Annotated in this window: 13 protein-coding genes, 1 tRNA gene and 1 riboswitch; of the genes, 3 read left to right on the top strand and 11 right to left on the bottom strand. The window is 61.6% G+C overall.

Annotated elements, in window-relative coordinates:
- Nucleotides 1-130 precede the first annotated feature (130 nt).
- Nucleotides 131-206, top strand: a tRNA-Val gene (locus LK493_RS07300).
- 426 nt (nucleotides 207-632) lie between these two features.
- Here LK493_RS07300 and LK493_RS07295 read toward each other — a convergent pair.
- The 9 genes from LK493_RS07295 to LK493_RS07255 all read right to left on the bottom strand — a co-directional run bounded on the left by LK493_RS07295 (nucleotide 633) and on the right by LK493_RS07255 (nucleotide 10,001).
- Nucleotides 633-1,916: an aminotransferase class III-fold pyridoxal phosphate-dependent enzyme gene (locus LK493_RS07295; RefSeq protein WP_117745772.1), complete on the bottom strand. Its 1,284-nt coding sequence runs from the start codon at nucleotides 1,914-1,916 to the stop codon at nucleotides 633-635.
- Between the two features lie 69 nt (nucleotides 1,917-1,985).
- Nucleotides 1,986-2,966 (bottom strand): acetylglutamate kinase, encoded by a 981-nt coding sequence (argB, locus tag LK493_RS07290; RefSeq protein ID WP_227790599.1) that lies wholly within the window; start codon nucleotides 2,964-2,966, stop codon nucleotides 1,986-1,988.
- Between the two features lie 81 nt (nucleotides 2,967-3,047).
- Nucleotides 3,048-4,316: a bifunctional glutamate N-acetyltransferase/amino-acid acetyltransferase ArgJ gene (gene argJ / locus LK493_RS07285; RefSeq protein ID WP_195232435.1), complete on the bottom strand. Its 1,269-nt coding sequence runs from the start codon at nucleotides 4,314-4,316 to the stop codon at nucleotides 3,048-3,050.
- A gap of 134 nt (nucleotides 4,317-4,450) precedes the next feature.
- Nucleotides 4,451-5,521 carry an N-acetyl-gamma-glutamyl-phosphate reductase gene (argC, locus tag LK493_RS07280; protein ID WP_227790598.1) on the bottom strand — a complete coding sequence of 357 codons (1,071 nt, stop codon included), beginning with the start codon at nucleotides 5,519-5,521 and terminating at the stop codon, nucleotides 4,451-4,453.
- Nucleotides 5,522-5,778: 257 nt separating this feature from the next.
- Entirely contained in the window at nucleotides 5,779-6,189 is a 411-nt protein-coding gene (locus tag LK493_RS07275) for a pyridoxamine 5'-phosphate oxidase family protein (protein ID WP_195503989.1), read from the bottom strand.
- Nucleotides 6,190-6,232: 43 nt separating this feature from the next.
- Nucleotides 6,233-6,679, bottom strand: a complete 447-nt coding sequence (locus LK493_RS07270; protein ID WP_117848005.1) for a pyridoxamine 5'-phosphate oxidase family protein — start codon at nucleotides 6,677-6,679, stop codon at nucleotides 6,233-6,235.
- Nucleotides 6,680-6,709: 30 nt separating this feature from the next.
- The gene (locus tag LK493_RS07265; protein WP_227790597.1) at nucleotides 6,710-7,510 is read right to left on the bottom strand and encodes an energy-coupling factor transporter transmembrane component T family protein; all 801 of its coding nucleotides are present in this window, start codon (nucleotides 7,508-7,510) and stop codon (nucleotides 6,710-6,712) included.
- Nucleotides 7,510-9,414: an energy-coupling factor transporter ATPase gene (locus tag LK493_RS07260; RefSeq protein WP_227790596.1), complete on the bottom strand. Its 1,905-nt coding sequence runs from the start codon at nucleotides 9,412-9,414 to the stop codon at nucleotides 7,510-7,512. Before LK493_RS07260 ends, LK493_RS07265 begins: the two co-directional genes overlap by 1 nt.
- Nucleotides 9,411-10,001: an ECF transporter S component gene (locus LK493_RS07255; protein ID WP_227790595.1), complete on the bottom strand. Its 591-nt coding sequence runs from the start codon at nucleotides 9,999-10,001 to the stop codon at nucleotides 9,411-9,413. Before LK493_RS07255 ends, LK493_RS07260 begins: the two co-directional genes overlap by 4 nt.
- A 5-nt stretch (nucleotides 10,002-10,006) precedes the next feature.
- Nucleotides 10,007-10,199, bottom strand: a riboswitch (FMN riboswitch).
- A gap of 426 nt (nucleotides 10,200-10,625) precedes the next feature.
- Here LK493_RS07255 and LK493_RS10380 point away from each other — a divergent pair.
- Together LK493_RS10380 and LK493_RS07245 are read left to right on the top strand one after the other, a co-directional pair.
- Nucleotides 10,626-11,168, top strand: coding sequence for an IS110 family transposase (locus LK493_RS10380; RefSeq protein ID WP_408583400.1), 543 nt, complete (start codon nucleotides 10,626-10,628; stop codon nucleotides 11,166-11,168).
- A complete protein-coding gene (locus LK493_RS07245) occupies nucleotides 11,141-11,908 on the top strand; it encodes a transposase (RefSeq protein ID WP_227790593.1) in 768 nt (255 codons plus the stop codon). The genes LK493_RS10380 and LK493_RS07245 overlap by 28 nt, the downstream gene beginning before the upstream one ends.
- Nucleotides 11,909-12,102: 194 nt before the next feature.
- Here LK493_RS07245 and groL read toward each other — a convergent pair whose 3' ends face one another.
- Together groL and groES are read right to left on the bottom strand one after the other, a co-directional pair.
- Nucleotides 12,103-13,740 carry a chaperonin GroEL gene (groL, locus tag LK493_RS07240; protein WP_006234938.1) on the bottom strand — a complete coding sequence of 546 codons (1,638 nt, stop codon included), beginning with the start codon at nucleotides 13,738-13,740 and terminating at the stop codon, nucleotides 12,103-12,105.
- A gap of 96 nt (nucleotides 13,741-13,836) precedes the next feature.
- On the bottom strand, nucleotides 13,837-14,130 hold the full coding sequence (gene groES, locus LK493_RS07235) for a co-chaperone GroES (protein WP_040358989.1): 294 nt from the start codon (nucleotides 14,128-14,130) through the stop codon (nucleotides 13,837-13,839).
- Between the last annotated feature and the right edge of the window lie 773 nt (nucleotides 14,131-14,903).

Below are 14,903 nucleotides of genomic sequence, written 5' to 3'. Positions count from 1 at the left end.
TCCGCACATGTGCGGATGAATGTGGGAAGTGTTCGGATGAAGTTGATAATCAAGGGCTGTGACACGCGCCGGTTACCTTTAATGGATATGAGGTGAATGGGGCGATTGTTTTGCTATACTCTCTCCGCACGGGCGATTGGCGCAACGGTTAGCGCAGGTGCTTTACACGCACAAGGCTGGGGGTTCGAATCCCTCATCGCCCACCACTGAATTGGAAACGGTCCTCGCAAGGGGACCGTTTTTTGTTTGGGCCCAGCGCATGGGATTCGAACCCTAAGGACCCCTTATTTCAAGGTCCGTGGCCAAATAATGGCAAAAATGAGTACTGCTACTTTGCTTGCAACATATAAACAGATAGTGTTTGCTTAGGTTACGCAACATATGTCCATTATAAGGACTAACAGTCAGATCAAAATCGTGTATTCATCGCCATTTCGACTTGCCATCTGGCCTTATTAGTCCAAAATTGCTGCTACCAAATCGGTAACAGTACTCATATTTGATGTTTTTTGACCAGCAGGTCTCCCTGCCTTAGCAAATCTAAGGCAAAACGGGCTCCAGACCGCTGAATCATGCCGCATAGGGCACGTCCGCAGTCCGGAACTCGGTCCAAATTGAGTTATTGCGCCGCGTTAGCCCAAAACACCCGACAGGATCTCGATCAGACTGTCCACGTCGGCTTCCTCGCAGACGAGTGGCGGCAGGAAACGCAGCGTATGCGCACCCGTAGCGTTGATCACGGCACCGGCGGCCAGCGCGCGGGCAACAACACCATGCGCGTCGCCCGCGGCATCATCCAAATCACAGCCGAGCATCAAGCCGCGACCACGTACCTCGGTCACGTGCGGCAGCTTGGCGAGCTTTGCCTCCATATAGGCACCCACCTTGGCAGCATGCTCGGCATAATCGCCACGCACAAGCGCGGAGAGCGTCGCGGCACACGCCGCGATGGCCAAGCAGCTACCGCCAAAGGTCGAGCCGTGGTCGCCCGGCTTAAACACGTCGGCAATCTCCTTCTTCGCCACGACGGCACCCATGGGCACGCCATCAGCAATGCCCTTGGCAAGGCTCATGATGTCGGGCTCCACGCCATAGGTCTGGAACGCAAACGGCTTGCCGGAGCGGAAGATGCCGCACTGGACCTCGTCGGCGATAAGCACGGCGCCCACTTCGTGTGCCAGGTCGCGCGCCGTAGCCATAAACTCCTCGGTCATGGGATGCACACCGCTCTCACCCTGGATCGGCTCGAGCATCACGGCACAAATTTCGCTCCCCAGCTGCTTAAAGATCGCACGCAGCTCATCCACATCGTTGGGCGTGCAGGCCACAAAGCCACCCGGCAGCGGGCGGAAGCTGTCCTGCAGCCAATCCTGCATGGTGGCGGCAATGGTCTCGAGCGTACGGCCGTGGAAGCCGCCGCGCATGCACACGATGGTGTTGCCGCCATTACCGGCACGCTTGGCGTACAGGCGCGCGAGCTTCATCGAGCCCTCGTTGGCCTCGGCGCCAGAGTTGGCAAAGAAGGTCTCCCAAACCTGCTCATCCGCAGCCGGGGCACCAAGAGCAGCTGCCGTGGTCTCATCGCCGGCGGCAATGGCATCGGCAAGCACGCGCGCACCATCTACGTCGTCGTTAGCAAGCTTGGACAGCAGCGCCGCGACCTGTCCGCGCTGCTCAATGTAGAAGTAATTGGAGACATGCATGAGCTTTTTGGTCTGTGCCTCGAGCGCCGAGAGCACAGCCGGGTCGCCATGACCTAGGCTGCACACGCCGATGCCGGCAAGAAAGTCGAGGTACTCACGGCCATCGTCGCCGGTGAGCTTCATGCCGTGACCCTCGACAAACTCGACCGGAGAGCGGCCAAAGGTATGCATAACGTAATGGGATTCAAGCGATTGCTGAGCTGCAAGTGACATGGGATGCCTTTCGTTGGGCGCCAGACGGCGCGGGGCTATGGGTGCAGGAATGGGGCGGCTGCGGGTCAGCTAGACCGTCTGAAGCTTCTCGACCTCGTCAAGGTTTTCGGTCAGACGCGCAGCAAACGTCGAAAGCGGATGCGGATGCGTATCGAACTCGTAAGCCGTCTCGGTGGAATGGATCACGGTGCCGACGCCGGCATCGGTCAGCAGCTCCAGGAGCAGCGAATGCGGCGTAGTACCGTTAATGATGTGGGCACGAAATACGCCGCCGGTAAGCGCATCGACGGCCGCGCGCAGCTTGGGAATCATGCCCTTATCGACCTCGCTGCCGTAGAGCATTTCGTTAACCTCGTCGAGCGTTAGGTTGGAGATAAGCGAGTCCTTGTCGCTAAAGTCCTTGTACAGGCCATCGACATCGGTCAAAAAGATCGCCTTATGCGCGTGGAGCGCCGCGGCAACGGCACCGGCGGCGGTGTCGGCGTTGATGTTGAAGAAACCGCCGTCCTCCCCCGCCGCGACGGTAGCGATGACGGGGATGTACTCGCTATCGAGTAAGCGCTCGATATAGTCGGTGTTGACGTGCATCACTTTGCCCACGCGACCGAGCTCGGGGTCGAGCGGCTCGGCGATGAGCGTGCCGGCATCGCTGCCCGACACGCCCACGGCCAGGTTGCCGTGGTGGTTGATGGCAGCAACCAGCTCCTGGTTAACCTTGCCGCCCAGCACCTCGCGCACGATATCCATAGTCGCCGGCGTGGTCACGCGCTGGCCGTTCTTAAACTCGACGGGAATATCGTAATGGCTCAGCGCCTCGTTGATAGCCTTGCCGCCGCCGTGCACGATGACGGGGCGCATACCGATGATCTTGAGCAAAACGATGTCGCTCATCACGTCGCGGCGCAGCTGCTCATCAACCATGGCGGCTCCGCCATATTTGATAACAACCGTCTTGCCGGTCAGGTTCTTAATCCACGGCAGCGCTTCGAACAGCAGCTGCGCGGTTGCTTCGTTGGATTCGCTCGAACGACAATCGCGTGCGAATTTCATAATCTGCCTCGTCTTTCGTATCGTTATCGCGCCGTGCTCCGCTGTCCGCAATCGCGGCAAGATGCGCAGCGTGCCTGGAATCTAGGAACGGTAGTCGCCGTTGATGGAGATGTATTCATGCGTGAGGTCGCAGGTCCACACGGTCGTTGCCGCGTCGCCTGCGCCCAGGTCGGCCGAGATCACGATCTCGGGCGCCTCGAAACGTCGTAGAGCCTCGTCCTCGTCAAAGCGAACAGTCAGACCGTCGCGACAGACGGGCATGCCCATCATGTCGATGGAAACGTCTTCCTGATTAAACTTCACGCCGCACTTGCCAAGCGCCATGGCAACGCGGCCCCAGTTGCAGTCGTGGCCGGCGATGCAGGTCTTAACGAGCGGCGAGTTGGCAACGGCACGAGCGGCGATATCAGCTTCCTCGTCGTTGGCGGCTCCGGTAACGTTGACCGTAACAAGCTTGGATGCGCCCTCACCATCGGCGGCGATATTGCGCGCCAGGCTCTCGCACACCTCGTGCACGGCAAATGCCAACTCGTCGAAGGCATCGGAGCCCTCGACGATAGGCTCGGCATCTGCGGCAGCGGCGCCGGAGGCAAGCATGATGCAGGTGTCGTTGGTCGAGGTGTCGGAATCGACCGTTACCTTGTTAAAGGTCTGCTTGACGGTCGAGAGCAGCAGGGCATGAAGTGCCGCAGGCTCGACGGGGGCATCGGTGGTGATAACTGCGATCATGGTGGCCATATTGGGCATGATCATGCCCGAGCCCTTGCACATGCCGCCTACCGTATAGACATTGCCCGCATGACCCGCAGCCTCACTGACGTAGGACACGGCGTACTCCTTGGAGTGCGTGTCGGTCGTCATGATGGCGCGAGCGGCATCGGCGCCACCGTGGGCGGAGAGCGCCTCGTAGGCAGCAGGAATGGCTGTCTCAAACGTGTCGATCGGCAGAATCTGGCCAATCACACCCGTGGAGGCAACCAGGATCTGCTGGGGTTCGCAGCCGATAACCTGCGATGCGATGTTGCAGGTCTCGCGCGCGCAGGCAAGGCCGGTCTCGCCCGTGGCGGCGTTCGCGTTGCCGGAGTTGATTGAAACACCGGCGATGATACCGTAGCCCTTGTCCGCACCGCCCAGGTTGGCACGGCTCACCTGCACGGGCGCCGCGCAAAAGCGGTTGGTCGTAAACACGCCGGCGCCGGGACAGGGTTTATCGGGCATGACGAGCGCATAGTCTAAGCGCTCGGGATTCTTCCGGAATCCCGCATGGATGCCTGCGGCCTTAAAGCCGGCCGCTGCCGTAACGCCACCCTCGACGGCGCGAATCTTGATATCAATCAGGTCGGTATTCATCGTCTTTATGACTCCTTATGTCAAACAAAAAACGGACATCGGTTGGTGCGCCATGCCAGTCGTAATCATGAGACCAGCTTAAAAGTGGCGCCCCACTCGATGCCCGACTACCAAATCGTTAACAATCGAATGTGCTACACCGGGCACGCCACTGTGGGCAAGCCTCGTCGCTCGTCAAAGCCAAAGACGATATTGGCGCACTGGACTGCTTGGCCCGCAGCGCCCTTGCACAAATTGTCGATGGCGCCCGTCGCCACCAGCACGCCCGCGCGCTTGTTGAACGCAAGGCCAATCTGGGCGGCGTTGGTGCCGACGACCGAAGCCGTCTTGGGCTGCTGGCCGGCATCGAGCACGCGCACAAAGGTGCGTCCAGCGTAGAACTGCTTGTAATAGTCGACAACGTCCTCAAGGATCAAGGTATCGATAGCCTGCGGCGCAAGCGGCATCGTTACCGTAGAGAGTAGACCGCGCTTGAGGGGTGCCAGGTGCGGGGTAAAGACGACGCGATCTGTTAGACCAAGGATTTGCTCGATTTCGGGCGTGTGACGATGCTTGCCCACGCCGTAGGCCTCCAAATTCTCGTCGGCGCTGCAAAAATGCGTACGAGCGTTGCAGGACTTGCCGGCACCCGTCACACCGCTGATGGCATCGACAATCACGGGACCGTTCTCGGCCACCCAGCCCGCACGCACGGCAGGAGCGGCAGCAAGGCTCGTTGCGGTGGGATAGCAGCCGGCGCAGGCGACCAACACGGGCCTGCCAGCAGCATGGCTGGAAGCAGCGGTCTCCAAGTCCTGGCAGAACAGCTCGGGCAGGCCGAAGGCACGTGTCTTGAGTAGCTCGGGGCTCGTGTGCTCGGCGGCATACCATGCCTCAAACACGGCCGGATCGCTCAGGCGGTAGTCGGCAGACAAATCGAAGCAGGAGACGCCCGATGCAAGCAGCGCGGGCACCTGTGCCATGGCAGCCGTGTGCGGCACGGCAAGAAAAACCGCATCGCAGCTCTTAAGCTCGGGGGCGTCATGCGTGGTGAAAACCAGATCGCTCACGCCAGCAAAGCTCGGATACACCGCGGACAGCGGCTGGCCGGCATCGGCGTTGGACGTAATGGCAACAAGTTCAAACTCGGGATGGCCGAGCACGAGGCGAATGAGCTCGGCTCCGGCATATCCAGCCGCGCCGACGATTCCAACCTTCAATGACATATCAGACTCCTTGTCTGCGATTTATGCACCGATGCGCATTTCGCAGTGGTCGTTATGAAGTGGGTTGAAACTTTAGCACCAAAAGATGCATGAACACGTAAATGGCTTGCATATTCATGCATTGAAACATTCCCGACACATTCGCTTGAAGGAATTGACAAATTGAGCGGGCCCCGTATTGACCGGCGCTCCTAACGGCGCCGGGCAATACGGGGCCCGCCCATGCGAAAACCAAGTTGTTAGGATGAGCCAGCTGGCTAGAGCTCGACCGGCACCCATTCGTCGTGATTGCAGATAAAAGCCTCGGGATCCTCGACGCTAAAGAAGACGAGCGTGGGGTCGTTAGGCCCCTCATAGTGCTCGCCCAGGCGCTCAAGATGCTTCCAACCGGCCTCGCGCATTTCACTCGAAGCCCGGTCTTCCAGCCCCGCACGCCCGCGCAGGATCAACCAGCCATGGCCCGGCCACCAACTCGTGGCCTCAAAGCGCTGGTTTTGCAGAAGCTCTTGCCACACATCTTTGGTGCGCGCCGTCACAAACCACAGCTTGCCGTCCTGAATCTGTGCAAACGAGAACGGACGCACATGTGGCTGCCCGTCCACGCTTGTCGCCAGATACCACGCCGGCACCGACGTCAAATACTCCAAAACCGTATTCAATCCGTCCACGTTTCCTCCTGTACTAGCTAGTTTGGGAGCCTGGTTGTGTGAGCTAGAGCTCCAGGCGCTCCTCGCTGCCGTCGATATCGCAGAACCGCGCGGCGATGTTGCGGACCGAGAAGAACGCAAGGCGGCCGTCGTTGGCGCTCTCGTGTTCCTCGCCGATGCCCACCATGTGCTTAAAACCCGCTTGACGCACCTTGTCGCTCGCAACTGCGTCGTCCTCAAGTGCGGCCTCGCCGGTCAACACGATCCAGCACTCCCCCGGCTTCCAGCCCGAGAGTTCAAACTTGGGATTCGCACTCAGCTCCGCCCACACATCCTTGTCGCGCGATGTGCAAAACCACAGCTTACCGTCATCGACCATGGCAAATGAAAACGGCCTCACGCGAGGCTGATACCCGTCGGCCACATCGGTCGTGGCCAGATACCACGCCGGAATGCGCCTGAGATACGAACAGGCGCGCTCAAGCTGAGCCGTGCGGTCGTTGTCGGTCATAGGGACCCCTTTCTTGCGCTCGAATCGCGCCTAAACAAGTTGAAGATTGATGACGATGACGCAGATGAGCAGCAACGCCGTCACCACCGCCGCCAACGCATCGCTGCGGCCAAATGCAAGCGCATGCAAACGTGTGCGGCCCTGCTCGCCATGATAGCAACGGGCATCCATGGCGGCCGAAAGCGTCTCGGCATGACGGAACACGCCCGTGAACAGCGGAATCGCCACACTGCCGAGCATACGCACGCCGCCGAGCGGACCGCCCGTCATGCGCGCACCGCGGCTCGCCTGCGCATCGGCCGTCTGCTTCATCTCGGTGGCAAACTGCGGCATAAAGCGCAGCGCGATACCCATGATCATGCCGAGCTCGTGCGCAGGAAGTCCCACACGCGCAAACGGTGCGAGCAGACGCTCAAAGCCCGCGGTGAGGTCGAGCGTGGGCGTGGTGAGCGTAATGGCGCTCATGCCGGCCATCATCAGGGTCAGGCGGCACGCCATAAAGGCGGCAGAACGCAGCGAGCCCTCGCTTATCTGCAGAAAGCAGAGCTGCCACAGGATGCGCCCGCTCTGGTCGGAAAACAGGTTGAGCACTGCGACCACCACGACAATCGCCAGCAATGGTGCCATCGATGATAGGACCCGGCGCAACGGCACCCGGGACACGGCATAGATCAGGACAACGAAGATTGCGACCGGGGCCAGTCCGCGGAAGCTGCTGACTGTGAGCGTCGTGATCAGAAACACAAAGCCCAAGAGCAACTTAGTTCGCGGGTCTAGGCGGTGGATCGCACTATCGCCGGGATAGTAGCTGCCAAACGAAAACGTCTCCATTAGCAGCCCTCCTCTCGCGCGACCGTCTTGGATTTAGCAATGTCCGCGACGTTAGAAGGACCGCCCGAGCGACCGATTAGCAGGTCCACCAACTCGTCTGCCAGCGACTCAACCGTATAGAGGCCGTCAAAGCGCAGCGGCACGCCTGCCTTCGCGAGCGCCAGCGCCATGCGCTGGGCGGCGGGAACACCCAAGCCGATTGATTTAAGCTCATCCGCATGCGCAAAAACCTGCGTGGGCGTTCCCTCGGCAAACACCGCGCCCTCGTTCATCACAACGATACGGTCACAACAATTTGCCAGGTCATCCATGCTGTGCGAAACCATGACAACGGTCAGGCCTTCGTCATGTAAACGGCCAATGAGCTCCAGGAAATCCCTGCGGGCAGCCGGATCGAGGCCCGCCATGGGCTCGTCGAGCACCAGCACCTCAGGTTCCATGGCGAGCACGCCGGCAAACGCCACGCGACGCTGCTGGCCGCCCGAAAGCTCAAAGGGGCTCTTGTCGCCGACCGTGGAAAGATCGAGGCCCACGCGCGAGAGCGATGACTCGACACGACGGTCGACTTCATCTTGCGGCAAGCCAAGGTTGTGCGGACCAAACGCCACGTCCTGCGCCACGGTTTCGGCAAACAGCTGACGCTCAGGATACTGAGACACCACGCCGACCTTGGCCTTAACCGCAGCGGCGTCTTTCTTGTTTGATAGGTCGAGCCCCAGCGCGCAAATGCTTCCCTCCTGCGGACGGATCAGCCCGTTGAGATGCTGGACCAGAGTCGATTTACCCGAGCCGGTATGGCCTGCTAGCCCCAGGAACTCGCCGCGACGCACCGTCAGCGATACATCGCGCAGCGCCCACGGACTGCTGGGGTCGTTTCCCCAGAGAGCCTGTTTGCTCGATTTGCCCGCAGTGGCCGAGCGCTTATGCCAGCGGCGGCGCTCGCGCGGACTGAGCGAATAACTGTACGAAACATGGGATAGCTCTATGACGGGCTCCGACGCGTTGCCCTCGTTGTCTACCGGAACAGTGCCGTCAGCGATTTCCAACTGGGATGCGGAAGACTGCCCCGCGGTGCCTGCCCCACTCCGCTCGGCATAAGCCTGCGCAATCTCGGCGACCATATCCGCCTCACGCACCTGCGCGCAAACGGACACGCCCTTCGCACGAAGTGCCCTACCTAGACAGCACGACGCCGGCATATCCAAGTTGAGCTGCGCAAGTTCGTCCGCCCGCGTCAAGATTTCCTCGGGCGTACCGAGCATGGCAACGCGCCCCGCCCGAAACACCGCGACACGATCGGCCTCGGCGGCCTCTTCCATAAAGTGCGTAATCATCACGATAGTCATGCCGCGATCGTGGAGCGCATGACAGGCCTTCATAAGGCCCTTGCGTCCGCGCGGATCGAGCATCGAGGACGCCTCGTCCAATATGAGCACGCGCGGTTCCATGGCGAGCACGCCGGCAAGCGCCACGCGCTGCTTTTGGCCGCCCGAAAGCGCATGGGTCTCGTGGCGCTCAAAGCCCACCAGGCCCACGCCCTTCAGCGCCTCGCGTACGCGCTGCGCAATTTGCGCCGATGGCACGCCAAGGTTTTCGGGACCAAACGCAACGTCATCTTCGACAAGCGTTGCCACCAGCTGATCATCGGGATTCTGGAATACCATGCCCGCGGTCGAGCGAATGTCGTAGACCAGCTCGGGATCGGACGCATCCATGCCGTTAATGCGCACCGTGCCCGCATCGGGCTGCAGCAGCGCATTCAGATGCTTGGCAAACGTCGACTTGCCCGACCCATTGCCACCGAGGATGCAGAAAAACTCGCCGTCCTCGATATTCAGATCGACGCCGTCGAGCGCCGGTGCGGCACCGTCATAACTAAAGGAAACGCCCCGACACTCAATCATGCGCGGCCTTTGACCTGGTCCTTTTTAGGCGTGATGAGGTTGGAGACTGCTTTATACACCGTCAGCGTCAACACCGAGTTAAGCACGGTCTTGATAAGGTTGAACGGCAGTACGGCAGGAATCATGAGCGGGGCGATCACATCGACCGAGCCATACCAGAACCATACGCCAATGGTAAGGTTTGCGACCATAGACAGCGCCGTAGCGGCAATGACGCCGAGCACCAGGCCAATCACGGCACCCTTATAGGTGTGCATCTTCTGGTAAACGGTAGCCGCGGGCAGAATGTAGCCCAGCGTGGCAACCAGGTTCATAAGCGCGCCGACCCAGTCACCCGTGGTGAGCGCATGGATAACGATCGCCATGGCGGCAACAGCAGTGCCGGCGCCAGGACCATACGCAAAACCGCACACCATCGCCGGCACCAGCGACGGGTCATACGTCAAAAACGGCGCCGAAGGAAGGATAGGCAGCTGCACGTACATAAACAGGGCGCCCAAGGCGCACATCAACGCCATGGTAACGAGCTGTTTGGTGCTCCACCTATTCGTGTTCTCAAAATGGATATGCTGCGACTGTTCAGACATAAGATCACCTGCCTCTTTCATCCGGACTCTAACCGTTGGTACTGGGATCTCACCAGTTCAGCCGGCATGCGAACCAACGCACACACGGGTCGCGGACTCATCGGCTCGGTCGCAGGCATCTCACCTGCGCCACGGTACCCCTTTGGCACCGCCCGATTTACCGCCAGTGGGGAATTCCACCCCGCCCTGAAACAGCAATTGCAAGTGTAGCACGAGCAGGTTTTCGCGCAAGTATGCCAAGGGTAATTTGTGGCGGAGATCAGTTGCCGCAACAACCACGTTCCCCACCCATCCCAAAGTAACGCGCCTTTCGCGGCAAAGCCGCGAAACAGCGACCGGGACACGTATCCCCATCAGCCACGATCTCCGCCCACGCCGACCTCAAGGCCGTAAACGCAGGGAATCCGGGGGCGTGACGGGGTTTCTCTCCGGAACATTCCGCACTGATATCTTCTGTATTGAAGACGTCGATGGTGCACCCGTATACCATTGACGTCGACACCATCAGATGCGGACCGCGCGGTGACCCCACATTCCGCTGGCGCCCACAGGGCTGCCCTCGTTTCCTGACATGTCCCGCGCGGGCCGCGGCGAGCCGAGACCGCCGCATGACCTAATAGGAGCATGGAGCGATACCGCGGACCCGAACAACCGCATTCTATCGCGCCCCGTCAGTGTGCCGTCTGCCCGGTCCAGGCGAGCACGGAAAGAACGGAGCGAGACATGCAAAACGAATCGACACCCGGCGCCCGCGGGCCGGTCTTCTGCGGGGTCGACACCCACGCCGACTCGCACTGGCTGTGCGTCCTGGACTGGAGGGGCCGCAAGGTCCTGTCCCGCCAGTTCCCCGCCGACGCGGCGGGCTACGAGGCGCTCGCCGGGGCGATCGCCGCGGCCGGGGAGCCGGCCTGCGTCGCGATGGAGGGGACGTCGTCCTACGGGGCGGGCCTCACCAGGCACCTCGCGTCGCTTGGGATGCCCGTGCGCGAGGCGCTCTCCCCGGCGAGGATGCAAGGAGGCGCCCGGGGCAGGGAAAGTGCGACGAGGCGGACGCGGAGAGGGCCGCCCGCGCGGCGATGTCCGGCTCAAGGCTCGGGACCCCCAAGAGCCAGGACGGGTGGGTCGACGGGGTGCGCTGCATGCTCGCGGCGCGCTCCGGGGCGGTGAAGGCGCGGACCTCGGCGATCAACACCGCGAGGTCGCTGCTCACCACCGCGCCGGAAGGGCTCAGGTCGAGGTTCCGCGGCATGGGAGGGCCGAGGCTGATGGAGGAGCTCCCCTCCGTGCGCGCCGAGGGCGCGCTGGGCGCCGCGCTCGGCGCGCTGGCGGACCTGTGGGCGGCGGCGCGCGACGCGGCGCTCGACATGGAGCGCGCGATCGAGGCGTCCCTGGAGGAGAACTGCCCCGCGCTGCTGGCGATGTACGGGTGCGGGCCCGTGAGCGCGGCCAAGCTCGCGGTCGCGGCCGGGGACAACCCGGGCAGGCTGCGCTCCGAGGCGTCGTTCGCGGCGATATGCGGGGCCTGCCCAATCCCCGCCTCGAGCGGCAAGACCGTGAGGCACAGGCTCAACAGGGGCGGCGACCGGCAGGCGAACAGCGCTCTGCACGAGATCGCGAGGCAGAGGGTCATGCGCGACCCCGAGACCGCCGAGTACGCCGAGAGGGCCAGGGCGCGGGGGAAGAGCGACAGGGAGGTCATGAGGTGCCTCAAGCGCTACGTGGCCAGGGAGGCGTACCGGGCGCTGATGCGCCCGCACGAGGTCAGGAGGCCCGAGGACGCCTCGGGGCTCGTGGCGGCCAGGCGTGCGGCGAGGGTCAGCCAGGTGAGGGCGGCGTCCATATTGGGAACCAGCGAGAAGTACATCTCGATGCTGGAGAGGGGCCAAAGGTGGAGCTCAAGCCCATAAGGAGGGCCTACGAGGCATGGGTCGAGGCCGGACTTCCGCTCGATTGGGACAGGCAAGCCTTCGAGGCCGAGCGCAAAATGGATTCTAAAAAACACCTTGCCAAATAGGAGCCTCTTTGCATGTCCGAGGACGTTCCGGAGAGAAACCCCGTCACGCCCCCGGATTCCCGGTGGGAGTTCTAGACCTTGTCGGCCTTAGTACATACCGCCGCCCTGCTGACCAGCGGTGGCAGCAGCGATAGCGTCCTCAAGCTGAGTGTTCTTGGGCACATCGGAGACGGTGGCCTCGGTGATGAGGATCAGGCTGGCGACAGAAGCAGCGTTCTGCAGGGTGACGCGGCTGACCTTGACGGGGTCGAGGACGCCCATCTCGATCATGTCGCCCCACTCGCCGTTGGCAGAGTTGAGACCCTGGCCGGCGGGCAGCTCGGCAACCTTGTCGACCACGACAGCGCCCTCAAAGCCAGCGTTCTTGGCGATGGTAGCGACCGGAGCGGTCAGAGCCTTCTTGACGATATCGACGCCAATCTTCTCCTCGGGGTCGTCGATCTCAACAGCGTCGAGCGCAGGAGCGGCGTCCATGAAGGCGACGCCGCCGCCGGCGACGATGCCCTCCTCGACAGCAGCGCGGGTAGCCTGCAGGGCATCCTCGACGCGGTGCTTAATCTCCTTGAGCTCGGACTCGGTAGCAGCGCCGACCTTGATGACGGCAACGCCACCGGAGAGCTTGGCCAGGCGCTCCTGGAGCTTCTCGCGGTCGAAGTCAGAGGTGGTGTTCTCCATCTCGCCCTTGATCTGAGCGATGCGGGCGTCGATGGCCTCCTTGGAGCCAGCGCCGCCGACGACGACGGTGTTGTCCTTGGAGATGGTGACGGACTTAGCAGTACCGAGCATATCGGCGGTGATGTCAGCGACCTTCACGCCCAGCTCGTCCAGAGCGGCCTGGCCACCGGTGAGGACGGCGATGTCCTCGAGGATGCGCTTGCGGCGATCGCCATAGCCCGGGGCCTTGACGGCGCAGACGTTGAGAGCGCCACGGATCTTGTTGAGGACCAGGGTCGGCAGAGCCTCGCCGTCGATGTCCTCAGCGATGATGAGCAGGCCACGGCCGGCGCGCTGGACAGCCTCGAGAACAGGCATGATGTCCTGAACGCTGGAGATCTTCTGGTCGGTGATGAGGATGTACGGATCCTTCATCACGGCCTCCATGCGGTCGTTGTCCGTGACGAAGTAAGCGGAGACATAGCCCTTGTCGAACTGCATGCCCTCGACGGTGTCGATGGTGATATCGAACGTCTGGGAATCCTCGACGGTGATGACGCCGTCCTTGCCCACGACCTCCATGGCCTCGGCGATCTTCTCGCCGACCTCGGGGTCACCGGCGGAGATGGTACCGACGGAAGCGATCTGCTCCTTGGTCTCGACCGGCTTGGCCTGCTTCTTCATCTCAGCGACGGCGGCGTTGACGGCCTTGTCGATGCCGCGACGGATGGCCAGCGGGTTGGCGCCAGCGGCGACGTTGCGCAGACCGTCGTTGACGATGGCCTGAGCGAGCAGGGTTGCGGTGGTGGTGCCGTCACCCACGGTGTCGTTGGTCTTGGTGGCGACCTCCTTCACCAGCTGGGCACCCATGTTCTCGATGTTGTCCTCGAGCTCGATCTCCTTGGCGACGGAAACGCCGTCGTTGGTGATGGTCGGAGCACCGAACGTGCGCTGCAGAGCGACATAGCGGCCCTTGGGGCCCATGGTGACGGTAACGGCGTCGGCCAGAGTGTTGACACCCTTGGCGAGCTTAGCGCGGGCATCGGTGTTGAACGTAATGTTCTTTGCCATAGTGGGTAATCCTCCAAAAGAAATGTGACTCGCGTCGCCGCTTCCGAGTCCTATGCGGCGGGCGCGCTCAAAGACGAATCAGAGATTCTGACGAGACTAGGCCTCGACGACAGCGTAGATGTCGTCGGCGCGCATCAGCAGATACTTCTCGCCGTCGACCTTGACCTCGTTGCCACCGAACTTACCGTAGATGACAACGTCGCCGACCTGAACGTCCATGGGAATGCGCTCGCCCTTGTCGTTGACCTTACCGGCGCCAACGGCAACGATGGTGCCGCGCTGCGGCTTCTCCTGAGCGTTGCTAGCGATGTACAGACCAGAAGCGGTCTTCTGCTCGGCCTCGTCGGGCTTGACCAGGACGCGATCTGCAAGCGGCTTCAAAGACGACATGCTTGTTTCCTCCTTTTTGGGCCGCGCGGTTGAGCCGTGCGGGTTTCCCTACTTCGTTTGCGTACGCGTTGAATGGTACCCACGAATGGCGGGTTATACAACACAGAGTCAAAAAATCTTATTTTTTGGCACTTAGATTTTCTGAATGCCGGGGGATAACTTGTGCGCGGCTCCCGTGTGGCGCCGGAGGGGCGGGGCATAAGGTTTCCTGCTCGGGCAGTCCTGCTCGCACGAAGGCCACATTAAGTGGCCTTCGGCTCGTGCGGAACTCGCGATAAACCTTATGCCCCGCCCCTCCGGCGCCACACGGGAGCTGAGTCAACGTTATCGGGCCCGGTATTCAGAAAAGTCAGTGCAGCAAAATGGCGATGCGGATAGCGACATGGGCATGGTTTTCGCCGCGCGCACGGGTCCCCCGGGGAGCACCGTGCATTTTTGGGAGTATTCAGCAGACCAGGACGGCTGCATACGCACTGGACATTCCTTATTGGTCCCAAGGACGCCTTCAGCGGGCGATTTTGGTCGGTGGGCAGACCCCGTTGGGGCAAATAGGCGTACTTCGCGCCGTACCGGACCACAAAATGTCATCGAGCTCCGCGATGCTACCCGACTGCAGCGGCGCCGGCGGGGCTTGCGTTGCTGAATACTCCGTTTTTTGCACGGCCCGGGCGGGGGTACATCAGGACCAGAAAGAACATCCCAGCCTTTTTATGCAATCTGCAATGGAAAGTATGCAAAACACCAAGAGACGGCATTGCTGATGTCCAAATTAA

It is taken from the genome of Collinsella aerofaciens, from assembly GCF_020709435.1.
GTDB classification, from domain to species: Bacteria; Actinomycetota; Coriobacteriia; order Coriobacteriales; family Coriobacteriaceae; genus Collinsella; species Collinsella aerofaciens_AU.
Note: the sequence above shows the minus strand (reverse complement) of the source record. Positions and strands in the feature narration are given on the sequence as shown.

Coding starts and splice junctions, on each gene's coding strand:
- LK493_RS07295 (WP_117745772.1), bottom strand. CDS start 1,916: ATGTCACTTGCAGCTCAGCAATCGCTTGAATCCCATTACGTTATGCAT.
- argB (WP_227790599.1), bottom strand. CDS start 2,966: ATGAAATTCGCACGCGATTGTCGTTCGAGCGAATCCAACGAAGCAACC.
- argJ (WP_195232435.1), bottom strand. CDS start 4,316: ATGAATACCGACCTGATTGATATCAAGATTCGCGCCGTCGAGGGTGGC.
- argC (WP_227790598.1), bottom strand. CDS start 5,521: ATGTCATTGAAGGTTGGAATCGTCGGCGCGGCTGGATATGCCGGAGCC.
- LK493_RS07270 (WP_117848005.1), bottom strand. CDS start 6,679: ATGACCGACAACGACCGCACGGCTCAGCTTGAGCGCGCCTGTTCGTAT.
- LK493_RS07265 (WP_227790597.1), bottom strand. CDS start 7,510: ATGGAGACGTTTTCGTTTGGCAGCTACTATCCCGGCGATAGTGCGATC.
- LK493_RS07260 (WP_227790596.1), bottom strand. CDS start 9,414: ATGATTGAGTGTCGGGGCGTTTCCTTTAGTTATGACGGTGCCGCACCG.
- LK493_RS07255 (WP_227790595.1), bottom strand. CDS start 10,001: ATGTCTGAACAGTCGCAGCATATCCATTTTGAGAACACGAATAGGTGG.
- LK493_RS10380 (WP_408583400.1), top strand. CDS start 10,626: ATGGAGCGATACCGCGGACCCGAACAACCGCATTCTATCGCGCCCCGT.
- LK493_RS07245 (WP_227790593.1), top strand. CDS start 11,141: ATGCTCGCGGCGCGCTCCGGGGCGGTGAAGGCGCGGACCTCGGCGATC.
- groL (WP_006234938.1), bottom strand. CDS start 13,740: ATGGCAAAGAACATTACGTTCAACACCGATGCCCGCGCTAAGCTCGCC.
- groES (WP_040358989.1), bottom strand. CDS start 14,130: ATGTCGTCTTTGAAGCCGCTTGCAGATCGCGTCCTGGTCAAGCCCGAC.